We start from the raw sequence: 20,093 nt of genomic DNA, 5'->3' as shown, positions 1-20,093 counted from the left end.
CTGTATCGGGTAATTAAACCACATGGTATGGACTATAGATGGTTTAACTACTGAGCTTAATGATGGAATTGGCTGGGAGCGATTGGAAAAATAATTGAAAGCTAACCGATAGCCAATCAAGAACTATGCTAGTCAATATGCTCCACTTGATAGCGGCCTGTAGAGATGTAGCGTTTCGTATCTTCTGAAATGTCGCCAAAGGGGATAAGGGCTGGGCCGGTTGGGTCAAAAAGCACGTAAGTCTTACCCTCAACGTCTAACTTCTCGTCTTCGGAAGTGGCGTTTATCGCCACCCCTAGTAACGCATGATGGGGAAGAAAAACCATAATGATGTTGGTAGAAGGAAGAAAGGCACGTACCAAAGCGCCCGTCAGCACCGCCTTACTGTCGCAGTCGCCTCTGTTTTGCATCAGTAACCCTAGAGGCGGCGCAAACCCTGAACCGTTACTAGCAACTCTATCTTCCAGCGTGTCGTAAGGAATGCTTTGAACCCAGCTGAGTAAAAGCTGCAAATAAGCGCGGTTGTTTTCGATACGACCTATTTTGTCATAAAATGCTTCCGATATAGGCCTAAGCGATTCAAACGTTTGTGCAACGTAGCGAAGGTGGTCCGGCTTTACCGCTTGTTGGTTAAAAAGCGTGGTGAATCGGGTGTAATAATGCTTATCAAGGTAGTCAGAATAAGCGGTTCGTTGCACGTCTTTTAGTTGAAATAATATTTGGTCAGCTTTATTTGGCTTGGTTGATTTAACCTTAATATTAACGGCGTCATTTTCATGGGTAACTGACACAACGGCTTCGCGCGGATCGACTTTTTTTGCCTCTTTCAATAACGACACAGTAACGTAACGCTGGGCTATTTCAGGTTTATAGTTGGCTTGTGTGGTAGGCGCTACCTTTAACGCGCTATTAGGCAAAGAGAATGCAATGGTTTGCTCCATGCCTTCGCTATCTAGCCATCGATATTTGAACTGAATATCATCAGGCGTCACGGTTTTGTCGAAAGAGAGTTGCGATGCGTAAGTAGCGATAGGGGCAAAACAAAGAAGAAAAAGTGCGATCCTAAGCGGCAGGGCTAGTGGCGGTGCCAGTGAAAAGGCAAGCGGAAAGGCTAACCAGAGCGCTAACGGCTTAAATAACCGAGTAGATAAGCCTATGACAAACATCGCCGTTTGCCTGCAAAGACGGCTTACATGCCCTACAAATTGAAACCTTCGCTTTGGTGTGATTACCAATGTATAAATGCCGACATGCCGCTTAGCTGATTAATTCAGTATGCGTACACAGGGGTAAATTGCAACAAATTAGTTAAAACCAACGCCTTCTCACAAGGGGAAGTTAGTCACCAAACCAATTGAGCTGGTTATGCAAATTTACTACTGTACCTACGATAATGAGTGTAGGGGGCTTTAACGCAGATGTAGCAGGGTTTTGTGTAATATCGCTAAGCGTGCCTGTTACCACTACCTGATTTTCAGTAGTGGCCGATTGGATAAGGGCAATAGGGGTATCTGCGGTAAGACCATTTTCAATTAGCTTTTCGCAAATAATGGGTAAACCCGTTAACCCCATATAAAACACAATCGTTTGATTAGCGTGTGCGAGTGATTGCCAATTTAAATCGATGGTACCGTCTTTTAAGTGACCTGTAGCAAACACCACTGATTGGGCGTGATCTCTATGGGTTAATGGAATGCCTGCATAACTAGATGCGCCATTGGCCGCGGTAATACCGGGCACAACTTGAAACTCAATACCGTACTGAATAAGAGTTTGAATCTCTTCCCCGCCACGGCCAAAAATAAACGGGTCTCCGCCTTTTAAGCGCACTACACGGTTACCTTTTTTCGCTTCATCAACCATCAATTGGTTTATGTCATCTTGCGGCAAGCTATGGTTGCTCTTTGCTTTACCCACGTAAATTTTTTCGGCATCGCGGCGAACGAGTTCTAAAATTTGTGGTGACACTAATCTATCGTAAACTACCACATCGGCTTTTTGCATTAAGCGCAATGCGCGAAAGGTGAGTAAGTCTGGATCGCCAGGACCTGCGCCTACCAAATAAACTTGGCCTTGCACTTGGTTGTTTTCAGCCGCTGCCGTAAGCGCGGTCTCAAAAGCTGCATCGGCTTTACTGTCTTGGCCTTTTTCGACCATCTCAGCAATATCACCGTCTAATACGTCTTCCCAAAAGTAACGCCTTGCAGTAACACCATTTAAGGCTTGCTTTACTTTTTCTCTGAATTTCTCAGAGAACGCGCCCAGTTTACTTAAATTAGCAGGTAGTACGGTTTCCAGCTTTTGGCGCAAATAGCGCAATAGTACGGGCGCTACGCCGCCGCTACTCATGGCAATAATAATAGGTGAACGGTCTACGATAGAAGGGGTAATGAATTGGCAAAGTGGTGTGTTATCTACCACGTTTACTAGCACTTTTTGTTCGCGAGCTAAATCGTGAATAGCTTGATTGGTTTCTGATTTATCAGTGGCAATAAAAACCATGTCTTTGTCGGCTAAATCGCTATCGATAAATTCTCGCTCAATCAGGGTTACTTTTTCGTTTTGTGCCAAACGTTTTACCGTATCGCATGCCCAAGGCGCCACCACAGTGATGTGAGCTGGGGTCTTCATGATGAGCTCAAGTTTGCGGGCGGCTACTTCTCCAGCGCCAACAATTAAGCAGCGAAGAGAGCGAGCATCTAAAAATAGGGGAAAGTAATCCATCAAAGGGCACATAAAAAAAAAGAACTAACGCTATTTTGCGCTAATTCTTTTTAATTAGAAACAACGAAATCAGCCTTTATATTCCACAACGTTATATAAAGGCGGAAGTTGCTTTTATTTCGATCTTACGACTTGCGACGTGCGCGGTTATCACGGCTGCGGTTTTCACCACGGTTGTCGCCACGCTCACGCTTCGCTGGTGGTGTATCAGACCATTCGCGAATAGATAAACGTTGACCCGCTACGCGAGTACCTTGAAGTTTATCTTTAGTCTCTTTTGGCATACCTTCAGGCAAATCAACAGTACTGAAGTTATCATAAATTTCGATAGCACCAATGTGCTTAGAATCCATGTTACCTTCGTTTGCGATTGCGCCAACGATATTACCCGGCTTAGCACCGTGTGTATGACCTACATCGATACGGAAGCGCTGCATACCTGCTTCTGGCTTACGACCAGTGCGAGGCGCTCTAGGCTTACGCTCACGACCGTCGCCGCGGCCATCTCTGCGATCGCCACGAGGTTCACGGCTATCACGAGGTGGTTTGCTATGAAGATCAGGGCGGTCGCTTTCTTTAAGAATAAGCGGCTCATCACCTTGGGCAATCTTAAGCAATGCTGCCATAAGCACTTCAGGAGAAGCTTCAGCTTCTTCTTTAATCATCTCAACCAATGGAATAAGCGTTTCAATGCTGTCATCTTGCGTAGCTTCAATAACAGATTGCTTGAAACGGCTTAAACGGGTTTCGTTGATTTCGCTAATTGAAGGAATTGGCATTGCTTCAATTGGCTGCTTAGTCGTCTTCTCAATAGAGAAAAGCATACGCTTTTCACGATGAGAGATGAAAAGGATTGCATCACCTTGACGTCCAGCACGGCCAGTACGACCAATACGGTGAACATAAGATTCACTATCGTAAGGTACGTCGTAGTTAACTACGTGACTAACACGTTCAACATCAAGACCACGTGCAACAACATCAGTTGCTACTAAGATATCAATGTTACCTTGCTTAAGCTTATCAACAGTACGCTCACGAGCGTTCTGAGGAATATCACCATTTAGCGGTTCAACATCGTATCCACGTGCAGAAAGTTTATCAGCAAGTTCAACAGTCGCTGTTTTAGTACGCACGAAAATAATCATGCCGTCAAAATGCTCTACTTCCATGATACGCGTAAGTGCCTCAAGCTTATGATGAGGCGCGACTTGGCAGTAACGTTGACGGATAGTACTTGCAGTACTTACCTTAGACGCAATTTTTACGTGCTTAGGATCTTTAAGATAACGCTGAGTAATCTTCTTAATTGGACCAGGCATAGTGGCTGAGAACAACGCCGTTTGACGTTCAGCTGGCGCGTGGCTCAAAATAAGCTCAACGTCATCAATGAAGCCCATACGTAGCATTTCGTCGGCTTCATCAAGTACGAGGAATTTAAGTTCGCTTAAATCCAACGTTTTACGTTTGATATGATCGATTACACGACCTGGTGTACCTACCACAACTTGAACGCCGCGCTTAAGCTGGCGAATTTGGTTGTCGTAAGATTGACCGCCGTAAACAGGCAGTACTTTAATTTTATGGCTGAAACTAGCGTACACTTGGAACGCTTCTGCTACCTGAATCGCTAATTCGCGAGTAGGTGCTAGTACCAGTAATTGCGGCTTACGTTGCTCAGGATCGATATTTGCCAACATTGGAAGGGCAAACGCTGCGGTTTTTCCTGTCCCTGTCTGGGCCTGACCGAGTAAGTCGTGACCTTCAAGCAGTAATGGAATACTCTCGGCTTGAATAGGTGACGGTTTCTCGTAGCCAACTTTTTCAAGGGCTTGTAAGATAGGTTCTGGTAGTTTTAGATCTTTAAATGTCATGTCGACAGTTGTTGTCATTAAGGGTCCTGATGCTTTAAGTAAGGAGGGTGCGGCATACTGTAGGACGCCTTCAAACGTCGGAGTGTGCTCGCGGTATTGCAAAAAACGTTATTATATTCGAATAATGGTCAGGTTGCCACGAAATTGCACAATAATGACGAAAAAATGCACAATTGGTCGTGTAAACTTCGGGTATACCTCGAAATTCAAATGATGTAGGGCAAAGGAACGACAATGAATAAGAAATACCCACAGCAGATTTTTAAGCGATCTTCCATCGCAGTTCTTATTTTGAGCAGCCTTTTAGTAGGATGCGGCGACAAATCGATAGACGCTCACCTCGAAGATGCACGAGCTTATGCTCTAAATCAAAATAATGCTGCTGCAATTGTTGAATATAAAAATGCCATTCAGATGGACCCCAATGCAGCGGTACCTCGCTTTGAGTTAGGTAAATTATACCTTCAAAATGATAATTACGTATCAGCCGAAAAAGAATTAAATAAAGCGTTAGAGCTAGGCCACCCCGCCAGCGAAGTCATTCCCTTGCTCTCTGTTGCTTATCAACAGTCGGGTGCAGAAAATGCTTTAGGAGAAGTGGATTATCGTGCAGAGGGCATGACTGCCGTAGAATCTGCCGAAGTCGGCTTTTATAAGCTTCAAGCTTTAGTGCAGTTAGAAAAACTGGGAGAGGCTGAAGCACTGCTAGACGATTTACTAACCCTTGATACGCAATCTGTGTATAAGGGCTTAATTGAAAGCTACCAACATGTGCTTAGTGAAGACTACGCGCAGGCACTTACGGCTACTGAAATACTGCGAAAGCAAGCGCCAAGTAACAAAGATGTTTTATTGCAGCTTGCCCGTCTTTACCTACTAGAACAAAAACAACCAGAAGCCATTGGTGTTTATGAAGATTACACCAAAGCCTATCCAAAAGACGTGACCAGTAAGTTCGCTTACGCTGCTTTGCTAATAGAGCAGCGTGATTTAGAACGTGCTGAGCCGGTGGTGGATGAGCTGTTAACGCTGAATGAAGCACACCCACTGTTAAATACGTTTAAAGGCATAATTGAATCGGCCAATGGTAATCATGCAAAAGCGTTAGCGCATTTAGAGACAGCAGTACAAAACGGTCGTAATGATCAAGTGGTGCGATTGGTTGCCGGTTTCAGCGCGTATCAAATTCAAGATTTTGAAGCTGCCCAACGACACCTAACTATGGTGGCATCACGGTTACCTGAAAATCACCCAGGCTTAAGAATGCTGGCAGACAGCATGTTGCAACTGGGTGAAAACGACGAAGCTCTTGCCGTGTTAAACCGAGTGGAAGGCGGCGCGACCACAGACGCAGCGTTATTTTCAAAAGCGGGGTATCAATTACTTCGTGAAGGTAACGTGCTTGGTGCCAAGCAAATGGTAGAAAAAACCGAAGCGGTTGTTGATACCTCGCCAGAAGATCTTGCTCGTTTAGGAGTGCTACAACTTTCATTAAACGATGTGACCGGTTTGGTTAATATTGAAGAAGCGGTTCAACGGGCCCCAGAATCAACAGCGTCTCAAAATACCTTGCTGCGCGCATACATCGCTACTGGTGAACTTGAAAAGGCCAAAGTTGCTGCCAGCGAATGGCGTGATCAAGCGCCAAACGAGGCCTTGCCGTTGGTGTACCTAGCCAGCATTGCGATTGTAGAGGAAGACTTTACTACAGCAACCGACTTACTAAATAGCGCTCAGAAGCTAGAGGGTGCCAATAAAGAAGTGGCTTATGCCAAGGTGAAATTGCTGATTGCACAGAAGCAGTTTGCTGATGCTGTTACGCTTGTTAAGTCTCATATAAAAGATAACCCTTCTGACGTGCAGGCGTTGACCATGTGGTATGCCCTAGAAGCGCGAGAAAATAATGATGGGGTAGTGGTTGATTACTTAGAGAAGCAACTTGCAACGCAATCAGCTGATATCGATTTGCGTTTATTATTAGCCCGTATTTATTCGCGAATGGGTGAAGTCGCCAAGAACAATAACTTGCTAGCCTCTGTGGAAGGTGATGAAAGCACCCCAATGGCGTTTTGGAATTTAAAAGGCCAAGGGCTAATTCGTGCCAACGAAGTTGGAAAAGCCAAAGCGTTGTTTGAGCGTTGGGTCGCGTTTTACCCGCAAGATAAAAATGCGGTACTGGGCATGTTGCTTATCCTTGATTCAGAGAATAACTACCGCGAAGGTTTAGCGCTTACTGAAAAAGTATTAGCGAAGCGTCCTGATGCACAGATTAGCCTTTTAAAAGCGTATTTCCACGCCATGATGGGGCAAAGCAAACCGGCATGGGAGGTTATTAATGGCACCTCTGATGAGGTACAAGCTCTGCCATTTGTACGCGGTATTCTTGCACGACTGTATGTTATCGATAAGCAACCAGAACAAGCATTAGAACATGCAGAGGTGGCTTATGAAGCTACGCCAAACTCAGACATGGCTTTGCTAATGGTGGCTATTCTTGAAATGACAGGTAAACAAGCCGAAGCTTTATCATTTCTTGAAAAGCATGTGGATAACACGCCAAACGATGTACGCAGTGCCATGCTGTTAGCTGAACGCCAAATTGGTCGCGATAAAGAAACTGCCATAGCGACCTATGAAACTATTTTGACTAAAACCCCAGATAACTTTGTAGTGTTGAATAACTTAGCGTTTTTGAGTTTTCAAAATGGAAACCTAGATAAAGCTGAAACCATGGCGAAAAAGGCCGTGTCTTTGCAACCTGAAAATGCTGACTCAGTAGATACGCTGGCGCAAATACTGATTGCTAAAGGCGATAAAGAAGCCGCCCTTAAACTGTATTCAGATATTGCAACTCGGCCTATCTTAAATGATGAGGTTTATCTTAATCACGTAGAGCTATTATTGCAGATGGATAAACAAGCATTAGCTAAGCGTCGCTTAGCCAGTAGAGAGTTTGAAAAAGAAGTATCACTTCAGCGTATAGAAACGCTTAAAACTAGCTACAAGTTATAAAAAGTTATTCGTTACTTAGAAGCTATTAGCTATTGATTTAATTAAAATAATAGCGACATTAACAGCTAAGTGAATACAAAAAAAGCGCCTAGGTTGCCACTTCAATCTTCCCTAGGCGCTTTTTTATTGTCTGTTATTTACTGTTGTTAATTAGTGCGAATTATTGTTTTTCGAGTTTGGCCTTAATCGCGGTAAGCTCTGCCATTACGTCTTGTAATGTAGGTTCACTATGGCCTTCGGCTTCTAATTCGGCTCTTAACAAGGCTTCCTTCTCTTCCCTGGCTTTTTCATTCTCACGCTCCATCACGTTCACCACAATGCCAATCACCATGTTTAAAAAGGCGAACGCAGTAAAGAAGATAAAGGTTAAGTAATACACCCAGCTTAGCGGATAAACCTCCATGGTTTCGTACATAACATCGGTCCAATCTTCAAAGGTCATCACCCTGAATAAGGTAAGCAATGAGATGGTAATGTCGCCCCAAAGGACAGGGTTAATATCGCCAAACAACGTACTGCCCACGGCAGCGTAAATATAGAAAATGATAAACATGAGCAACATTACGTAGCCCAGTTGCGGTAACGCTTTTACCAGCGACACTAAGAGTATGCGCAGTTCAGGAATGATAGAGATCATCCGCAGCACCCTAAACACCCTTACTAGTCGTGCTATCAAGGCAAGTTCAGTATCATCGGCAGGTATAAGGCTGATAATAACAATGACGGTATCGAATACATTCCAGAAGCTTTTGAAAAAATTTCGCTTTCGGCGTTCGCCTAAAAAACGAATAGTGATTTCAGTTAAGAAAAAAGCGCTGATAAACCAATCAAGTAGCAGGGTGACACTGCCAAATCCAGCGGGCAGTTCATAGGTTTTAGCGCCTACTAATAACGCTGAAATGACGATAACGCTAACCACAAAGGCTTCAAACCATTTATTAGCGCGAATACGTTCAAATCGACTTTGTAACTCAGAAGCTTGCATGTTTTTCTTTGCTCACATTACAAACAAATAAGCGCTACCAATCATTTACGATAAATAGGCTTATTTAGGGATAATAAAAAAGGGGCAACATCATGGACGATGCATTGTGCTTGTTGCAAGTAAAATTGTATCACCGGCATATTACTGGCTTAGCGTGCCTGACATCATGTTCTGACTTTACATCATTTACAAAGAAGGCGGCTAATGCCGCCTTCTTTAATAACACTGGTTGTATCGCCAGATTATTTTTTCAGTTTGTGTTGTCGATGACTATTCAGCGTCTTCCATTGGCTTTAAGCCACGGTTGATAATAGCCACATCTTCACCGGTTAAGGTACCTGCAGCTTGCTTTAAGGTAACAACCGATTGGATAAAGTCGTAGCGTGCGCCCGATAAGTTGTTACGTGCATCGAACAAATTACGGGTGCTATCGAGTACATCAACAATAGTACGTGTACCTACATCAAAACCCGCTTCAGTTGCTTTCAATGCACTGTTTGCAGAAACCACAGACTGCTCAAGGGCGCGAATGGTTGATATTGATGCTTTTACGTTATTAAACGAGCTACGAATAGACTGAACCGTTTCACGGTACGTTTGTTCAGCAGCTTGACTGGCTGATACGTAAAGGTATTTCGCTTGGTCAGTTTGCGAACTTACACGATGGCCAGAGTAAATTGGGATTGACACTGAAAGGCCAATTGACTCGCTATCAAGGTAAGGCGTCTCGTACTGAATAAACTGAGAATCTACGTCATTTTTCGAGCGCCCCAGGCTTGCCGACAAATCAAGGGTAGGTAAGTGGCCTGAACGGGCAGCAGCGATATCTTCTTTAGCAATATCCATCGCTAAACGGTCAACCAACAATGCTAAGTTTTTATCTTGCGCCGTTTCTAGCCAGTTATCGACTTTTGCAGGCACTGGCATAGTGGCAGAAAACGTTTCTTTATCTAAGCCAAACAAGCGGTCGTGGTACTTGCCGGTGATCACACGTAATGCTTCAAGAGCGAATTCTAGTTGGTTTTCAGCCTGAATCTCTTGAGCGACAGTGCTGTCGTAGTTAGCTTGTGCTTCGTGCACATCAGTAATAGCAGTAAGCCCTACTTCAAAGCGCTGTCGGGTTTGCTCTAACTGACGTTCAATGGCACGTTTTTCTGCGTTAACAAATTCAACGCTATCTCGGGCACGTAAAACATCAAAGTAAGCGGTAACTGTACGCACGATTAAATCTTGCATGCTTGCGGCTAATTGCGCATCGCTTTGTTCTGCAACCTTTTCGGCGCGATCTAAGCCAATCCAGTTTGCATGATCGTACAACGACATAGATAACGAAATACCGTAATCGATACTGTCAGAGTCTGTCTCAAAAGTGACGACTTGTAGGTCTTCTGCGCCACTACCTAATGTTTGTGCGTTCTCTGTGGTAGAGGTGGTATAAGACATAGATCCAGAGATTTGAGGAAGAAGGTTTGCACGACTAATGCTGATCCCTTCAAATGCAGCATCACGCTGCGCTTTCGCTTGATTTACCAAAGGGTCATTGGCAAGTGCTTGTTGATACACTTGCGTCAGATCATCGGCAAGCGCACCGGTTGTTACTGAGAAACCGATTGCGAGCGACAGAAGTTTTCGATTCATGCTTACGTCTTCCTGTTATGTCTAGATGAGTCTAAGTGACTGCTAATAATTATAAATAATATGTGAAGTGTATAAATTTTATTCGTAAACCGAAACAGTACAGTCGTAACAGTGTTGCTTTAACTGTAACAGAATATGTGATCGACCTTGTTCATCGGCAAGTAATCACATTTATCTCAGAAAATTCGGTATTAACTTTTTATGCTTTCGTCCGCGGTTAGGGCGCGTATACAAAAGTGGTATGTCTATGTACTATGCATGATAAATCGTTTCGAACCAAAAGTGTCTGCAAATGAGCAAGAAAATCCTTTCATTTACCTCAAACGACGTTGAAATTACGAGTGTAAAACCGGTTTATCGTGGTTTTTTCACCATGCAAGAATATCTGTTTACGCACAAATGCTTCGACGGCACCCAAAGCGGTACAGTGAAACGAGAGCTATTTGAGCGCGGTCATGCTGTAGGCGTATTGCCCTACGATCCTATTTTGAAGGAATTTGTTCTTATTGAGCAGTTTAGAATAGGGGCATTAGCGACATCTTCAACCCCTTGGCTGATAGAAATAATTGCGGGCATGATTGATGAAGGTGAAACAGAAGTAGATGTATGCCATAGAGAGTCGATGGAAGAGGCCGGTATTGAGCTTGAAAATCTCACCAAAGCAATGAGTTATTTATCTAGCCCTGGGGGCACCACCGAGCGTATTCATATTTTTATTGCAAAAACCAATGCAGAAAAAGCCCACGGCATTCACGGATTAGAGACTGAGTCGGAAGATATCAAAGTACATAGAGTGGCTGAGCAAACTGCCCTTGAATGGCTGGAAAACGGCCATATAGACAACGCTGCCGCAGTAATTGCGCTACAATGGTTCTTTATGAACAAATCCACGCTAATGGAGCAATGGAAGATATCGTGACACAACGTACCCACAGAAAATACGTCCCTCATCTACCCACAATGCAGGCATTGTGCGAGTTAAACTACGCGCACATTCTTCGTATTCTGCCCGATTGTGATACAGAGGAACTTAACTACGTATTTACTGTGGGCGACACGCTTACCTACGAAATTAAGATTATTGAGTCTGCTCGATACACCAGTACATTAAGCCTTAAACAAACGTCCAACGATATGCCCAGCTATTTAACACCATCAATGACGGTGCGTTTGTACCATGATGCCAGAATGGCCGAAGTAATAAGTAGCCAAAATACGGGCGCGCTTCAACCCTCGTACGAATACCCTAATTTAAAAATGCGCCAACGCAATGAAAAGCAAATGGTGAATATCTTTCTTGCTGAATGGTTAGATTTTTGCCGAAAACTGCGTCCTAAGGTAACGTCGCTAGCGTGAGTACCCTGCTGCATATTAGCGACTGCCATTTATTTGGTGATACCACTCGCCAAGGTTATGGTGCGATTAATCCCTATCACAGCTTAAAACAGATATTGGTTGAGGCTTTCGAGCACAGCGCCAATATCAGCACGATTATCGTTACCGGTGATATAAGTGGCGATGACTCTCTAACAAGCTATCAGCACTTTACCGCGTTAATAGAAAACTACGCCAAGGCACCAGTTTATGTGATTGCTGGCAATCATGATAATAACCCTCATTTTAATACATTATCTGCTCACCATCTTGTTGCTGGCGCGCCAGTTGAATTAGGCGACTGGCAAATTCACGGCGTAGATACACGTTTTGAAGGCGCGAGAGGGCAAGTAGATATTTTTGAGCTTAAGGCTATAGGCAAACAAGTATCTGAACATTCACATCGCCATCATTTACTTGCCATGCACCACCATGCCTCGCCATCAGAAAGCTGGATGGATAAACACGACTTGGCAAACGCCGGTGAGTTTTTGAACTGGGTAGAGGAAGGCATTCCATTAGCGGCCATTATTCATGGCCATGTACATTCGCCCCTTCGTTACACGCTAGGTACCAAGAATAAAGTACCAGTGATGGGTTGCCCCGCAAGTTGTTGGCAGTGGGAAATGGCACCTGAATTTGCGTTAAGTGACGAGCAGCCAGGTTATCAATTAATTAGGTTACACGGTGATGGAACGTTAACCTGCGATATAAAGAGAATAAAAACAACATGAAACACGTGTTATACCTTCATGGCTTTTTAAGTTCACCACAGTCTGTAAAAGCGCAGGCTACCAAAGCGTATTTTGAGCAGCATCACCCCGATGTAACATTGCATATTCCCGCGCTTTCGAATTACCCGAGCCAAGTAGAAAGCCAGTTGCTGGCACTGATAGAAAGCACACCTGCGCTAATTGAAGATGGCCTGCGCGTTATTGGTAGTTCAATGGGCGGTTATTTGTCTACTTTTTTAATAGAAAAGTTCTCGGGAAAAGCGGTATTGATTAACCCTGCGGTAAAACCTTATGAATTACTGCAAGGTTTTATTGGAGAACATACCAACCCGTATACGGGCGAAGTGTTTAATATCGTTGAAAGCGATATTGAAGTGATAGAAAAGCTAGACGCTAAAGAATTGCAGCATGCACCAGCGTACAAGGTGTTATTGCAAACTGAGGATGAAACTTTAGATTACCGTTTAGCAGAAACCAAATATGCAATGAGTACGCTAGTGGTAGAGGAAGGCGGCGATCACAGCTTTATTGGCTTTGAAGATCACTTGCCCGCCATTGCAGATTTTCTGCTTAAAGACTAAAAGCCGTTAGCTAAGTTGTGCTGCTAATTTAGGCTGCTAATTTTTTTGGGGGGCTACTCGCTTCTCATTGTTGCGCGACTATTCGTAATTATTCATTAGTATTAACGGCACATCGTTTTAACCAAGCTTGCTGACTTTCGCCTTTTCATTGCGAGGGTAGGCAAGCCTTGGTAACATCAATTTATCTTGCGTTGCAGTTGTCTTCTGCGTACGTTAACCCTTGTTGCTGGCTTAAATAATAACCATAACTATGTCAAATCAATATAACTCTGATGCAATTGAAGTCTTAAACGGTCTCGACCCGGTTAAGCGCCGCCCAGGTATGTATACCGATACCACTCGACCCAACCATTTGGGCCAAGAAGTTATTGATAACAGTGTGGATGAAGCCCTAGCAGGTCATGCTTCCAACATTAAAGTTATCTTGCATGAAGACCAATCTCTTGAAGTCATTGATGATGGCCGTGGTATGCCGGTGGATATTCACCCTGAAGAGAAAATCTCTGGTGTAGAACTTATTTTAAGTAAGCTGCATGCAGGGGGAAAATTCTCTAACAAAAACTATGCGTTTTCAGGGGGATTACACGGGGTGGGTATTTCAGTAGTTAATGCCCTCTCTACTCGGGTAGAAGTGACTATTCGCCGCGACAGTAACGTTTATCAAATTGCCTTTGCCAATGGCGATAAAATTGAAGAGCTCGCGGTGATAGACACCTGCGGCAAACGCAATACGGGTACGCGAGTACATTTTTGGCCCGACCCGCAATATTTCGATTCAGCTAAATTTTCAGCCAGCCGTCTTATTCATAACCTTCGTGCAAAAGCAGTACTAAGCCCAGGCTTACGTATTCGTTTTGACAATAAAATCGCTAAAGACTCGCAAGAGTGGTACTACGAAGATGGTTTGCAAGATTACTTATATCAAGCGGTACAAGAGTACGAAACACTTCCTACTGATGTGCCTTTTGTAGGTAGCTTCAAAGGCAACACTGAAGGGGCTGATTGGGCGGTAATGTGGCTACCAGAAGGCGGTGAATTAACTACCGAAAGTTACGTTAACCTTATTCCTACTGCCCAAGGCGGTACTCATGTGAATGGTATGCGCCAAGGCTTGTTAGAGTCTATGCGTGAGTTTTGTGAATTTAGAAACTTAATGCCTCGTGGCGTAAAGCTGTCTCCTGATGATATCTGGGACCGATGTGCTTATATTTTGTCTACCAAAATGCAAGACCCACAATTTGCAGGGCAAACTAAAGAGCGCTTATCGTCACGCCAAGCGTCTGCGTTTGTGTCAGGGGTAGTTAAAGACGCGTTTAGCTTATGGTTAAACCAACATACTGAAGTGGCTGAAGCTTTGGCAGATATGTGTATTAACAATGCACAGCGCCGTTTACGTCAAAACAAAAAAGTGGCGCGTAAAAAGGTAACCCAAGGGCCAGCTCTGCCAGGTAAGTTAACCGATTGTTCGTCTCAGGATATTTCCTACTCTGAGCTTTTCTTAGTGGAAGGGGATTCAGCAGGTGGTTCTGCCAAGCAAGCTAGAGACCGAGAATTCCAAGCTATCATGCCGCTTCGCGGTAAAATTCTAAATAGCTGGGAAGTAGACTCTTCACAGGTATTAGCGTCACAAGAAATTCACGATATATCAGTAGCGTTAGGGATAGACCCAGACTCTACGGATTTGTCTGGCCTTCGTTACGGTAAAATTTGTATATTGGCGGATGCCGATTCCGACGGACTGCACATCGCTACTTTGTTGTGTGCATTGTTTGTGAAGCACTTTAGAACGTTAGTCGACCAAGGTCATGTTTATGTAGCCATGCCGCCGCTATTTCGTATCGATGTGGGCAAGGAAGTTTTCTATGCGCTAGATGAAGGCGAGAAAAAAGGCATATTGGATCGCATAGAGGCAGAGAAAAAGCGCGGCAAAGTAAACGTTCAGCGCTTTAAAGGGCTAGGTGAAATGAACCCTTTACAACTTCGTGAAACGACCATGGACCCGAACACCCGTAGGTTAGTGCAACTTACCATAGAAGACTCTGCAGAAATGCTTGAGTTAATGGACATGCTGTTAGCTAAAAAGCGTTCTGGGGACAGAAAAGTCTGGCTTGAAAGCAAAGGGAATATGGCAGAAGTTGACCTGTAACCATCATCGTTGTTAGCCATATCGATATCGATATGGCTTTGACCCTATGCAATACCTTTCGCGATTTACCTATCCGTTTACTTATCACTTCATGATGACAGTCCATAAATATGAGTTTAGTTACCATTTATGAGCTTTATCCTCGGACTCTTTACTGTTACTAACTATTACTCGCCTACTTTTCAGCCACCTATAAACCTATTACTTGCCTAATTGTCGACTCAATTTTGCAACTAGACTTAGTTTGATGAAATAGTTATCAAGTAACGCCGATGACGTCGTTATATAAAACCAGCAAAATGCCGTGATCTTTTCGTTAGTTTTCAACGTCAAGTACGGGCGTTTTGAACCTTTTAGGCACGTAACGCGTTTTATTTAACGTAATAAGATTAGACTTTAGTATATTTCTACAGTGCTAATTACTGGTATAGTAAGCGTATTAGATGCGGTGAAGATGCCGCAAATACTGAATGTTCGCATTGGCACTCAGTTAACTCAAATGGAGCTAAATGTAGTATGGAATCCTTACCGTCATCGCGGGTGACTAAACCTGAGATAGCTCCTTTTATTGTTGGCGTAGGCTCTTCAGCGGGCGGAATAGAAGCATTGATTAACTTGGTAAGCGAATTACCAAAAGCTATTAATGCGACTTTTATTATTGCTCAGCATTTATCGCCTACCCATAAAAGCCAAATGACAGAAATATTGGCGCGAGAAACTGAATACCCCGTGGTCGAGGCTACACCGCATTGCAAAATTAAAGCGAACACCATTTATGTAGGCCCACCGGGCTTCCACCTCAAATACAAAGAGGGGTATTTACACCTCGATAAATCACCGGATGAGCTTTCGCCTAAGCCTTCGGTAAACCTCTTGTTTGAATCATTAGCTGACGAAATTGGCGATCACGCCATTGGCGTTATCTTATCTGGTACTGGCGGCGATGGTGCCAGAGGGCTTAAGGCCATCAAAGGTGTCGGTGGATTTGCCTTTGTACAAGACCCTGCCTCAGCAAAATATGATGGCATGCCCAAAGCGGCGCTTGAAAATGTGGCTGTGGATTCAATTCTTGAACCCCAAGAAATGGGGCAAGAAATTGCACATATTTCGCAAAACATCGCGCGAAATTTCTTAGCGGTGCAGGAAGACACTCGAAGTGAATTGATGAGTGAGCTCTACGGAAAAATAAGAACCGCTACAAAAATAGACTTCAGTTTTTATAAACAATCTACCTTGTTGCGCAGGGTGAATCGCCGTTTAATTGCCACACAAACTGAAGATTTACCCTCTTACTTGACCTATTTAGACAATAACGCCGATGAAGTTATAGCATTGTCGAAAGAGCTTTTAATTTCAGTTACCGACTTTTTTAGAGATCACACTGCCTTTAACGCTATCAAAACGCACATACAAAGCATTGTAGAGAATAAAAACAGCGGCGATGCTATTCGGTTATGGGTAGCAGGATGTGCCACTGGGGAAGAGGCATACTCATTAGCCATCTTATTTCTTGAAGCTATTGAGAAGCAGGGCATTGATGCCAACTTACAGATTTTTGCGACTGATATCGACGAACAAGCACTCTCAGTTGCCCGCAAAGGGGCTTATTCTGTTCAGGCCATTGCAAGCCTTTCATCCGATTTAACCGACAAATACTTTCGGTATGCTGACAATGCGTATTATCCGCAAAAATTACTGCGTGATGTAATCACCTTTTCTCGTCAGGATATCACGCGAGATCCGCCATTTTTACACCTTGATATGGTGTCGTTTAGAAATGTACTTATCTACTTTAATAGCGATTTACAGCAGCGGGTATTATCACTGTTTCGTTATTCGCTAACCAAAGAAGGTATTCTCTTTTTAGGTAAGTCTGAATCGATTGGCTCTACAGAAGATATGTTTGTTGCCCTTGATAGGCGCAGTAGAATTTTTAAAGTAAGCGAGGCGTCTAAGCCTCCCGCACTGCCGAAAATGCTAAAAAGCCATGTAGATATAACTAAAACGAAAACGGCTATCACTAACAGCTACGAAAATATTTTCACTCGCTCTGTGCTAGATAGCTTTGGGCCAAGTTTACTCATCAGTGAAAGGTTTGCCATTTTGCACTCACATGGCAACTTACGACGCTTTATTACGTTTCCATCCGGGGTGCCCGATCTTAATTTATCGAAACTCATTGCTGCGCCTTTCGCCGCAGACTTAATTTCTTGTGTGAATAAGGCCAGTCGTACTGGTGAAATAGTCACAAGCCGAGCTAAGCGCCTCGCTGACGATGACAGCCTACTGTGGAAGTTAAGGGTGTTGCCGCTAGAAAACCAAAGTCCTCAGCACTACTTAGTTAATTTTTACGAAGACGACGCTATTATTGATGCCGAGCCCAAAGAACCGACGGCAACCAATGAAGCTGATGTTGCCGAACTGATTGCAGCGCGTGAGCAACTACAAACGCTTACCGAGGAAATGGCTGCCTCTGCAGAAGAAATGCAGGCACTTAATGAAGAAGTGCAAGCCGCTAACGAAGAGCTACAAGCGAATAACGAAGAACTTGAAGCCACCAACGAAGAGTTGCAAGCCACTAACGAAGAACTCATTAGCGTAAATGAAGAAAGCATGCGTAAGTCTGCTGATTTAGGTGCCATAAACAGTGAGTTAATGAGCGTTTATAACACGTTAGATTTCCCTATCTTGGTGTTTGACACCGATACCTGCTTAAACCGAACGAATGACGCTGCCAATCGCCGTTTTCACTTGAATAATGGCTCGTTTAAAAAGCCAATGTACTCGCTTAATTTCCCTGACTATTTTGAAGACATTGAAAAGCGCTTAAGTAAAACCCTGCGTAATGGTGTAAAAACGAGCATGGTGATCAAGCCATCGAGCCAAGAAACTTACAATGTATTCATTACGCCAATTCTAAACAGTCGAGACCGCATCACTGGGGCCATTTTAGTTATTATTGATAATTCAGAATTGGTTATTGCCCATGAGCGAATTGAAAAAAGCCAAGAGCAGCTTTTATCTATCATGAATAACTCGTTGGCGTTAATTGCATTAAAAGACAATGCGGGCCGATATGAGTTTGTGAACTCTCGGTTTGAAGAAGTCTTTGGCGTAACCGCGCAAGATGTGATTGGTAAAACCGACCTTCAAATTTTTGAGCGAGATACTGCCCGCCAGTTCCGTGAAAAAGACTTAGACACCATGCGTGCTTTATCCCCGGTAGAAACCCTTGATGAGTTCACCTTGCGGGCTGGTAAAGTTATTATCAAAAGTGTGCGATTCCCTATTTTTGATGCAGAAGGCACTATTAAGTCAATTTGTACCCAAGCAACAGATATTTCAAAAGAGTTACATGCCAATGAACAGTTGCGTTTAGCTGGCAAGATATTTGAGCGGACCAGTGAAGCTATCCTGGTTACCGATGCCAATCAGCGCATTCTTACCACTAATGAAACATTTGCAGAGCTAACGGGTTTTTCTCAGCAGGAGTTAACCGGAAAAACACCTAAGTTATTGGAATCAGGAGAGCACTCTAAAGATTTCTTTGCTGCAATGAAGGCCTCGTTGATCGAACGAGGGTTTTGGCAAGGTGAGGTCATAAACAAAGTGAAAGATGGTAGCCATGTAAAAATGTGGCTAACAGTCAATGCAGTAAAAGGCGCTAATGGCGATATTGTTAATTACGTAGCGTCTTACAGTAATATTGACGAAATAAAAAATATGCAGCGCCGTATTGAGTATCTTGCTACTCATGATGAATTAACGGGTTTACCCAATAGGACGGTATTGCTTGAACGCCTTGAATTAATGGTAAATGGGGCGAAGCGCAGCAAGCAACTGTGCGGTGTACTCTTTGTTGACCTAGATAACTTCAAGCCAGTTAATGATAACTTAGGGCATAAAGTGGGCGACTTGCTACTTAAGCAGGTTACTAAGCGTCTGCAACAATGTATTCGAGACACAGATATGTTGGCGCGAATTGGCGGTGATGAGTTTGTAGCCTTAGTATCGGCTTCTCATATCGACGAAATTGATGATATTGCAAAACGTATTATCAGTCAGGTTCAAAGCGAATTTGATGTGTCTACCCATTCTATTTCCGTATCTGCGAGCATTGGTATCGCCGTTTACCCTGCAGATGGGATCAGCTCAGAAATACTCTTGCAGCACGCAGATGAAGCCATGTATTTAGCGAAATCTTCTGGTCGCAATCAATATCAATACTTTACCGCGAAGATGAAAGAGCAGGCATTGGCTCGTTTAGAAGTTGAAAAACAGCTTAAAGTGGCGCTAGATGGTAAACAGTTTTCAATGGTATACCAACCGCAGTTCGAGTCTACTTCGAATGCCATAATTGGCGCCGAGGCATTACTGCGCTATAAAAATAGTGATGGTGAAGTACTCAGTGCTGAGTCATTCATTAATATTGCCGAGCGTGGAAAGCTCATAGAAACCATCGGCTTTCATGCGGTTGAGTTGGTTGCGCGAGAAATTGCTCAATATATACAGCTTGGTAACAAACTGCCCGCCATAGCAATTAATTTATCTGGGGCACAGTTGCTCACATCCGATTTTATTAAAAACTTTGTAGCAGTACTTGAGCGTTATGAACTCACTGCTGGTCTATTTAAATTTGAAGTTTCAGAAAAAGATATTGAAAGTGGTGAAGAGCGAATTTACCATCGGTTGAAGACATTGGCCTCAATGGGCAGTGTTATAAGCATTGATGACTATGGCCTTTATCATAGTGCTATCTCTCAGCTTCAGCGAAGCGGTGCAAGTGAAATTAAGCTTTCAAGCCGATTAATGGCCGATGCTAGCGATAGCAATGACACTAATAAACTCATCCAAGCTTTGGTTAATGCAGGTAAAGCACTAGGTCTTAAAATCATCGCGGATAAAGTTGAAACTCAACAGCAGCTCGAATACTTACGGGATATCGGGTGCGATGTAGTACAGGGTCTCGTTCTTTCGCCTATGCTTACTTGCTCAGAGCTTAATAAACAAATTAGCTAATAAGAT

General features: G+C 43.6%; 12 protein-coding genes. 7 read left to right on the top strand and 5 right to left on the bottom strand.

The features are described from left to right. Positions 1 to 128: 128 nt before the first annotated feature. The 3 genes from J8L84_RS06410 to J8L84_RS06400 form a co-directional block, all read right to left on the bottom strand. Positions 129 to 1,166: a hypothetical protein gene (locus J8L84_RS06410; protein ID WP_211069954.1), complete on the bottom strand. Its 1,038-nt coding sequence runs from the start codon at positions 1,164 to 1,166 to the stop codon at positions 129 to 131. Between the two features lie 172 nt (positions 1,167 to 1,338). After that, entirely contained in the window at positions 1,339 to 2,724 is a 1,386-nt protein-coding gene (gene cysG / locus J8L84_RS06405) for a siroheme synthase CysG (protein WP_211069953.1), read from the bottom strand. Positions 2,725 to 2,849: 125 nt separating this feature from the next. Continuing rightward, on the bottom strand, positions 2,850 to 4,616 hold the full coding sequence (locus J8L84_RS06400) for a DEAD/DEAH box helicase (protein ID WP_211069952.1): 1,767 nt from the start codon (positions 4,614 to 4,616) through the stop codon (positions 2,850 to 2,852). Positions 4,617 to 4,832: 216 nt separating this feature from the next. Here J8L84_RS06400 and prsT point away from each other — a divergent pair, with 216 nt between their 5' ends. Continuing rightward, positions 4,833 to 7,610: an XrtA/PEP-CTERM system TPR-repeat protein PrsT gene (prsT, locus tag J8L84_RS06395; RefSeq protein ID WP_211069951.1), complete on the top strand. Its 2,778-nt coding sequence runs from the start codon at positions 4,833 to 4,835 to the stop codon at positions 7,608 to 7,610. Between the two features lie 160 nt (positions 7,611 to 7,770). Here prsT and J8L84_RS06390 read toward each other — a convergent pair whose 3' ends face one another. Continuing rightward, the gene (locus tag J8L84_RS06390) at positions 7,771 to 8,595 is read right to left on the bottom strand and encodes an ion transporter (RefSeq protein WP_211069950.1); all 825 of its coding nucleotides are present in this window, start codon (positions 8,593 to 8,595) and stop codon (positions 7,771 to 7,773) included. Positions 8,596 to 8,865: 270 nt separating this feature from the next. Next, positions 8,866 to 10,233: an outer membrane channel protein TolC gene (gene tolC, locus J8L84_RS06385; protein WP_211069949.1), complete on the bottom strand. Its 1,368-nt coding sequence runs from the start codon at positions 10,231 to 10,233 to the stop codon at positions 8,866 to 8,868. A gap of 292 nt (positions 10,234 to 10,525) precedes the next feature. Between tolC and nudF the strand changes: the two genes are divergently transcribed. The 6 genes from nudF to J8L84_RS06355 all read left to right on the top strand — a co-directional run bounded on the left by nudF (position 10,526) and on the right by J8L84_RS06355 (position 20,087). Continuing rightward, the gene (gene nudF / locus J8L84_RS06380) at positions 10,526 to 11,152 is read left to right on the top strand and encodes an ADP-ribose diphosphatase (RefSeq protein WP_211069948.1); all 627 of its coding nucleotides are present in this window, start codon (positions 10,526 to 10,528) and stop codon (positions 11,150 to 11,152) included. Between the two features lie 41 nt (positions 11,153 to 11,193). Beyond that, positions 11,194 to 11,589 (top strand): DUF1249 domain-containing protein, encoded by a 396-nt coding sequence (locus J8L84_RS06375; RefSeq protein ID WP_211070041.1) that lies wholly within the window; start codon positions 11,194 to 11,196, stop codon positions 11,587 to 11,589. Further along, complete coding sequence (locus J8L84_RS06370; RefSeq protein ID WP_211069947.1) at positions 11,586 to 12,341, top strand: metallophosphoesterase; 756 nt, start codon at positions 11,586 to 11,588, stop codon at positions 12,339 to 12,341. Before J8L84_RS06375 ends, J8L84_RS06370 begins: the two co-directional genes overlap by 4 nt. Further along, positions 12,338 to 12,922 carry a YqiA/YcfP family alpha/beta fold hydrolase gene (locus J8L84_RS06365; RefSeq protein ID WP_211069946.1) on the top strand — a complete coding sequence of 195 codons (585 nt, stop codon included), beginning with the start codon at positions 12,338 to 12,340 and terminating at the stop codon, positions 12,920 to 12,922. The genes J8L84_RS06370 and J8L84_RS06365 overlap by 4 nt, the downstream gene beginning before the upstream one ends. Before the next feature lie 250 nt (positions 12,923 to 13,172). Next, a complete protein-coding gene (gene parE / locus J8L84_RS06360) occupies positions 13,173 to 15,068 on the top strand; it encodes a DNA topoisomerase IV subunit B (protein ID WP_211069945.1) in 1,896 nt (631 codons plus the stop codon). Positions 15,069 to 15,584: 516 nt separating this feature from the next. Then, positions 15,585 to 20,087: an EAL domain-containing protein gene (locus J8L84_RS06355; protein ID WP_211069944.1), complete on the top strand. Its 4,503-nt coding sequence runs from the start codon at positions 15,585 to 15,587 to the stop codon at positions 20,085 to 20,087. Positions 20,088 to 20,093 lie beyond the last annotated feature (6 nt).

This window comes from Alteromonas sp. MMG017 (assembly GCF_018100795.1).
GTDB lineage: Bacteria > Pseudomonadota > Gammaproteobacteria > Enterobacterales > Alteromonadaceae > Alteromonas.
Note: the sequence above shows the minus strand (reverse complement) of the source record. Positions and strands in the feature narration are given on the sequence as shown.

Excerpts from the sequence above, each read along its gene's own strand:
- J8L84_RS06390 (WP_211069950.1), bottom strand. The coding sequence starts at position 8,595 with ATGCAAGCTTCTGAGTTACAAAGTCGATTTGAACGTATTCGCGCTAAT.
- J8L84_RS06365 (WP_211069946.1), top strand. The coding sequence starts at position 12,338 with ATGAAACACGTGTTATACCTTCATGGCTTTTTAAGTTCACCACAGTCT.
- prsT (WP_211069951.1), top strand. The coding sequence starts at position 4,833 with ATGAATAAGAAATACCCACAGCAGATTTTTAAGCGATCTTCCATCGCA.
- nudF (WP_211069948.1), top strand. The coding sequence starts at position 10,526 with ATGAGCAAGAAAATCCTTTCATTTACCTCAAACGACGTTGAAATTACG.
- J8L84_RS06400 (WP_211069952.1), bottom strand. The coding sequence starts at position 4,616 with ATGACAACAACTGTCGACATGACATTTAAAGATCTAAAACTACCAGAA.
- parE (WP_211069945.1), top strand. The coding sequence starts at position 13,173 with ATGTCAAATCAATATAACTCTGATGCAATTGAAGTCTTAAACGGTCTC.
- tolC (WP_211069949.1), bottom strand. The coding sequence starts at position 10,233 with ATGAATCGAAAACTTCTGTCGCTCGCAATCGGTTTCTCAGTAACAACC.
- J8L84_RS06375 (WP_211070041.1), top strand. The coding sequence starts at position 11,194 with ATGCAGGCATTGTGCGAGTTAAACTACGCGCACATTCTTCGTATTCTG.
- J8L84_RS06410 (WP_211069954.1), bottom strand. The coding sequence starts at position 1,166 with ATGTTTGTCATAGGCTTATCTACTCGGTTATTTAAGCCGTTAGCGCTC.
- J8L84_RS06355 (WP_211069944.1), top strand. The coding sequence starts at position 15,585 with ATGGAATCCTTACCGTCATCGCGGGTGACTAAACCTGAGATAGCTCCT.
- cysG (WP_211069953.1), bottom strand. The coding sequence starts at position 2,724 with ATGGATTACTTTCCCCTATTTTTAGATGCTCGCTCTCTTCGCTGCTTA.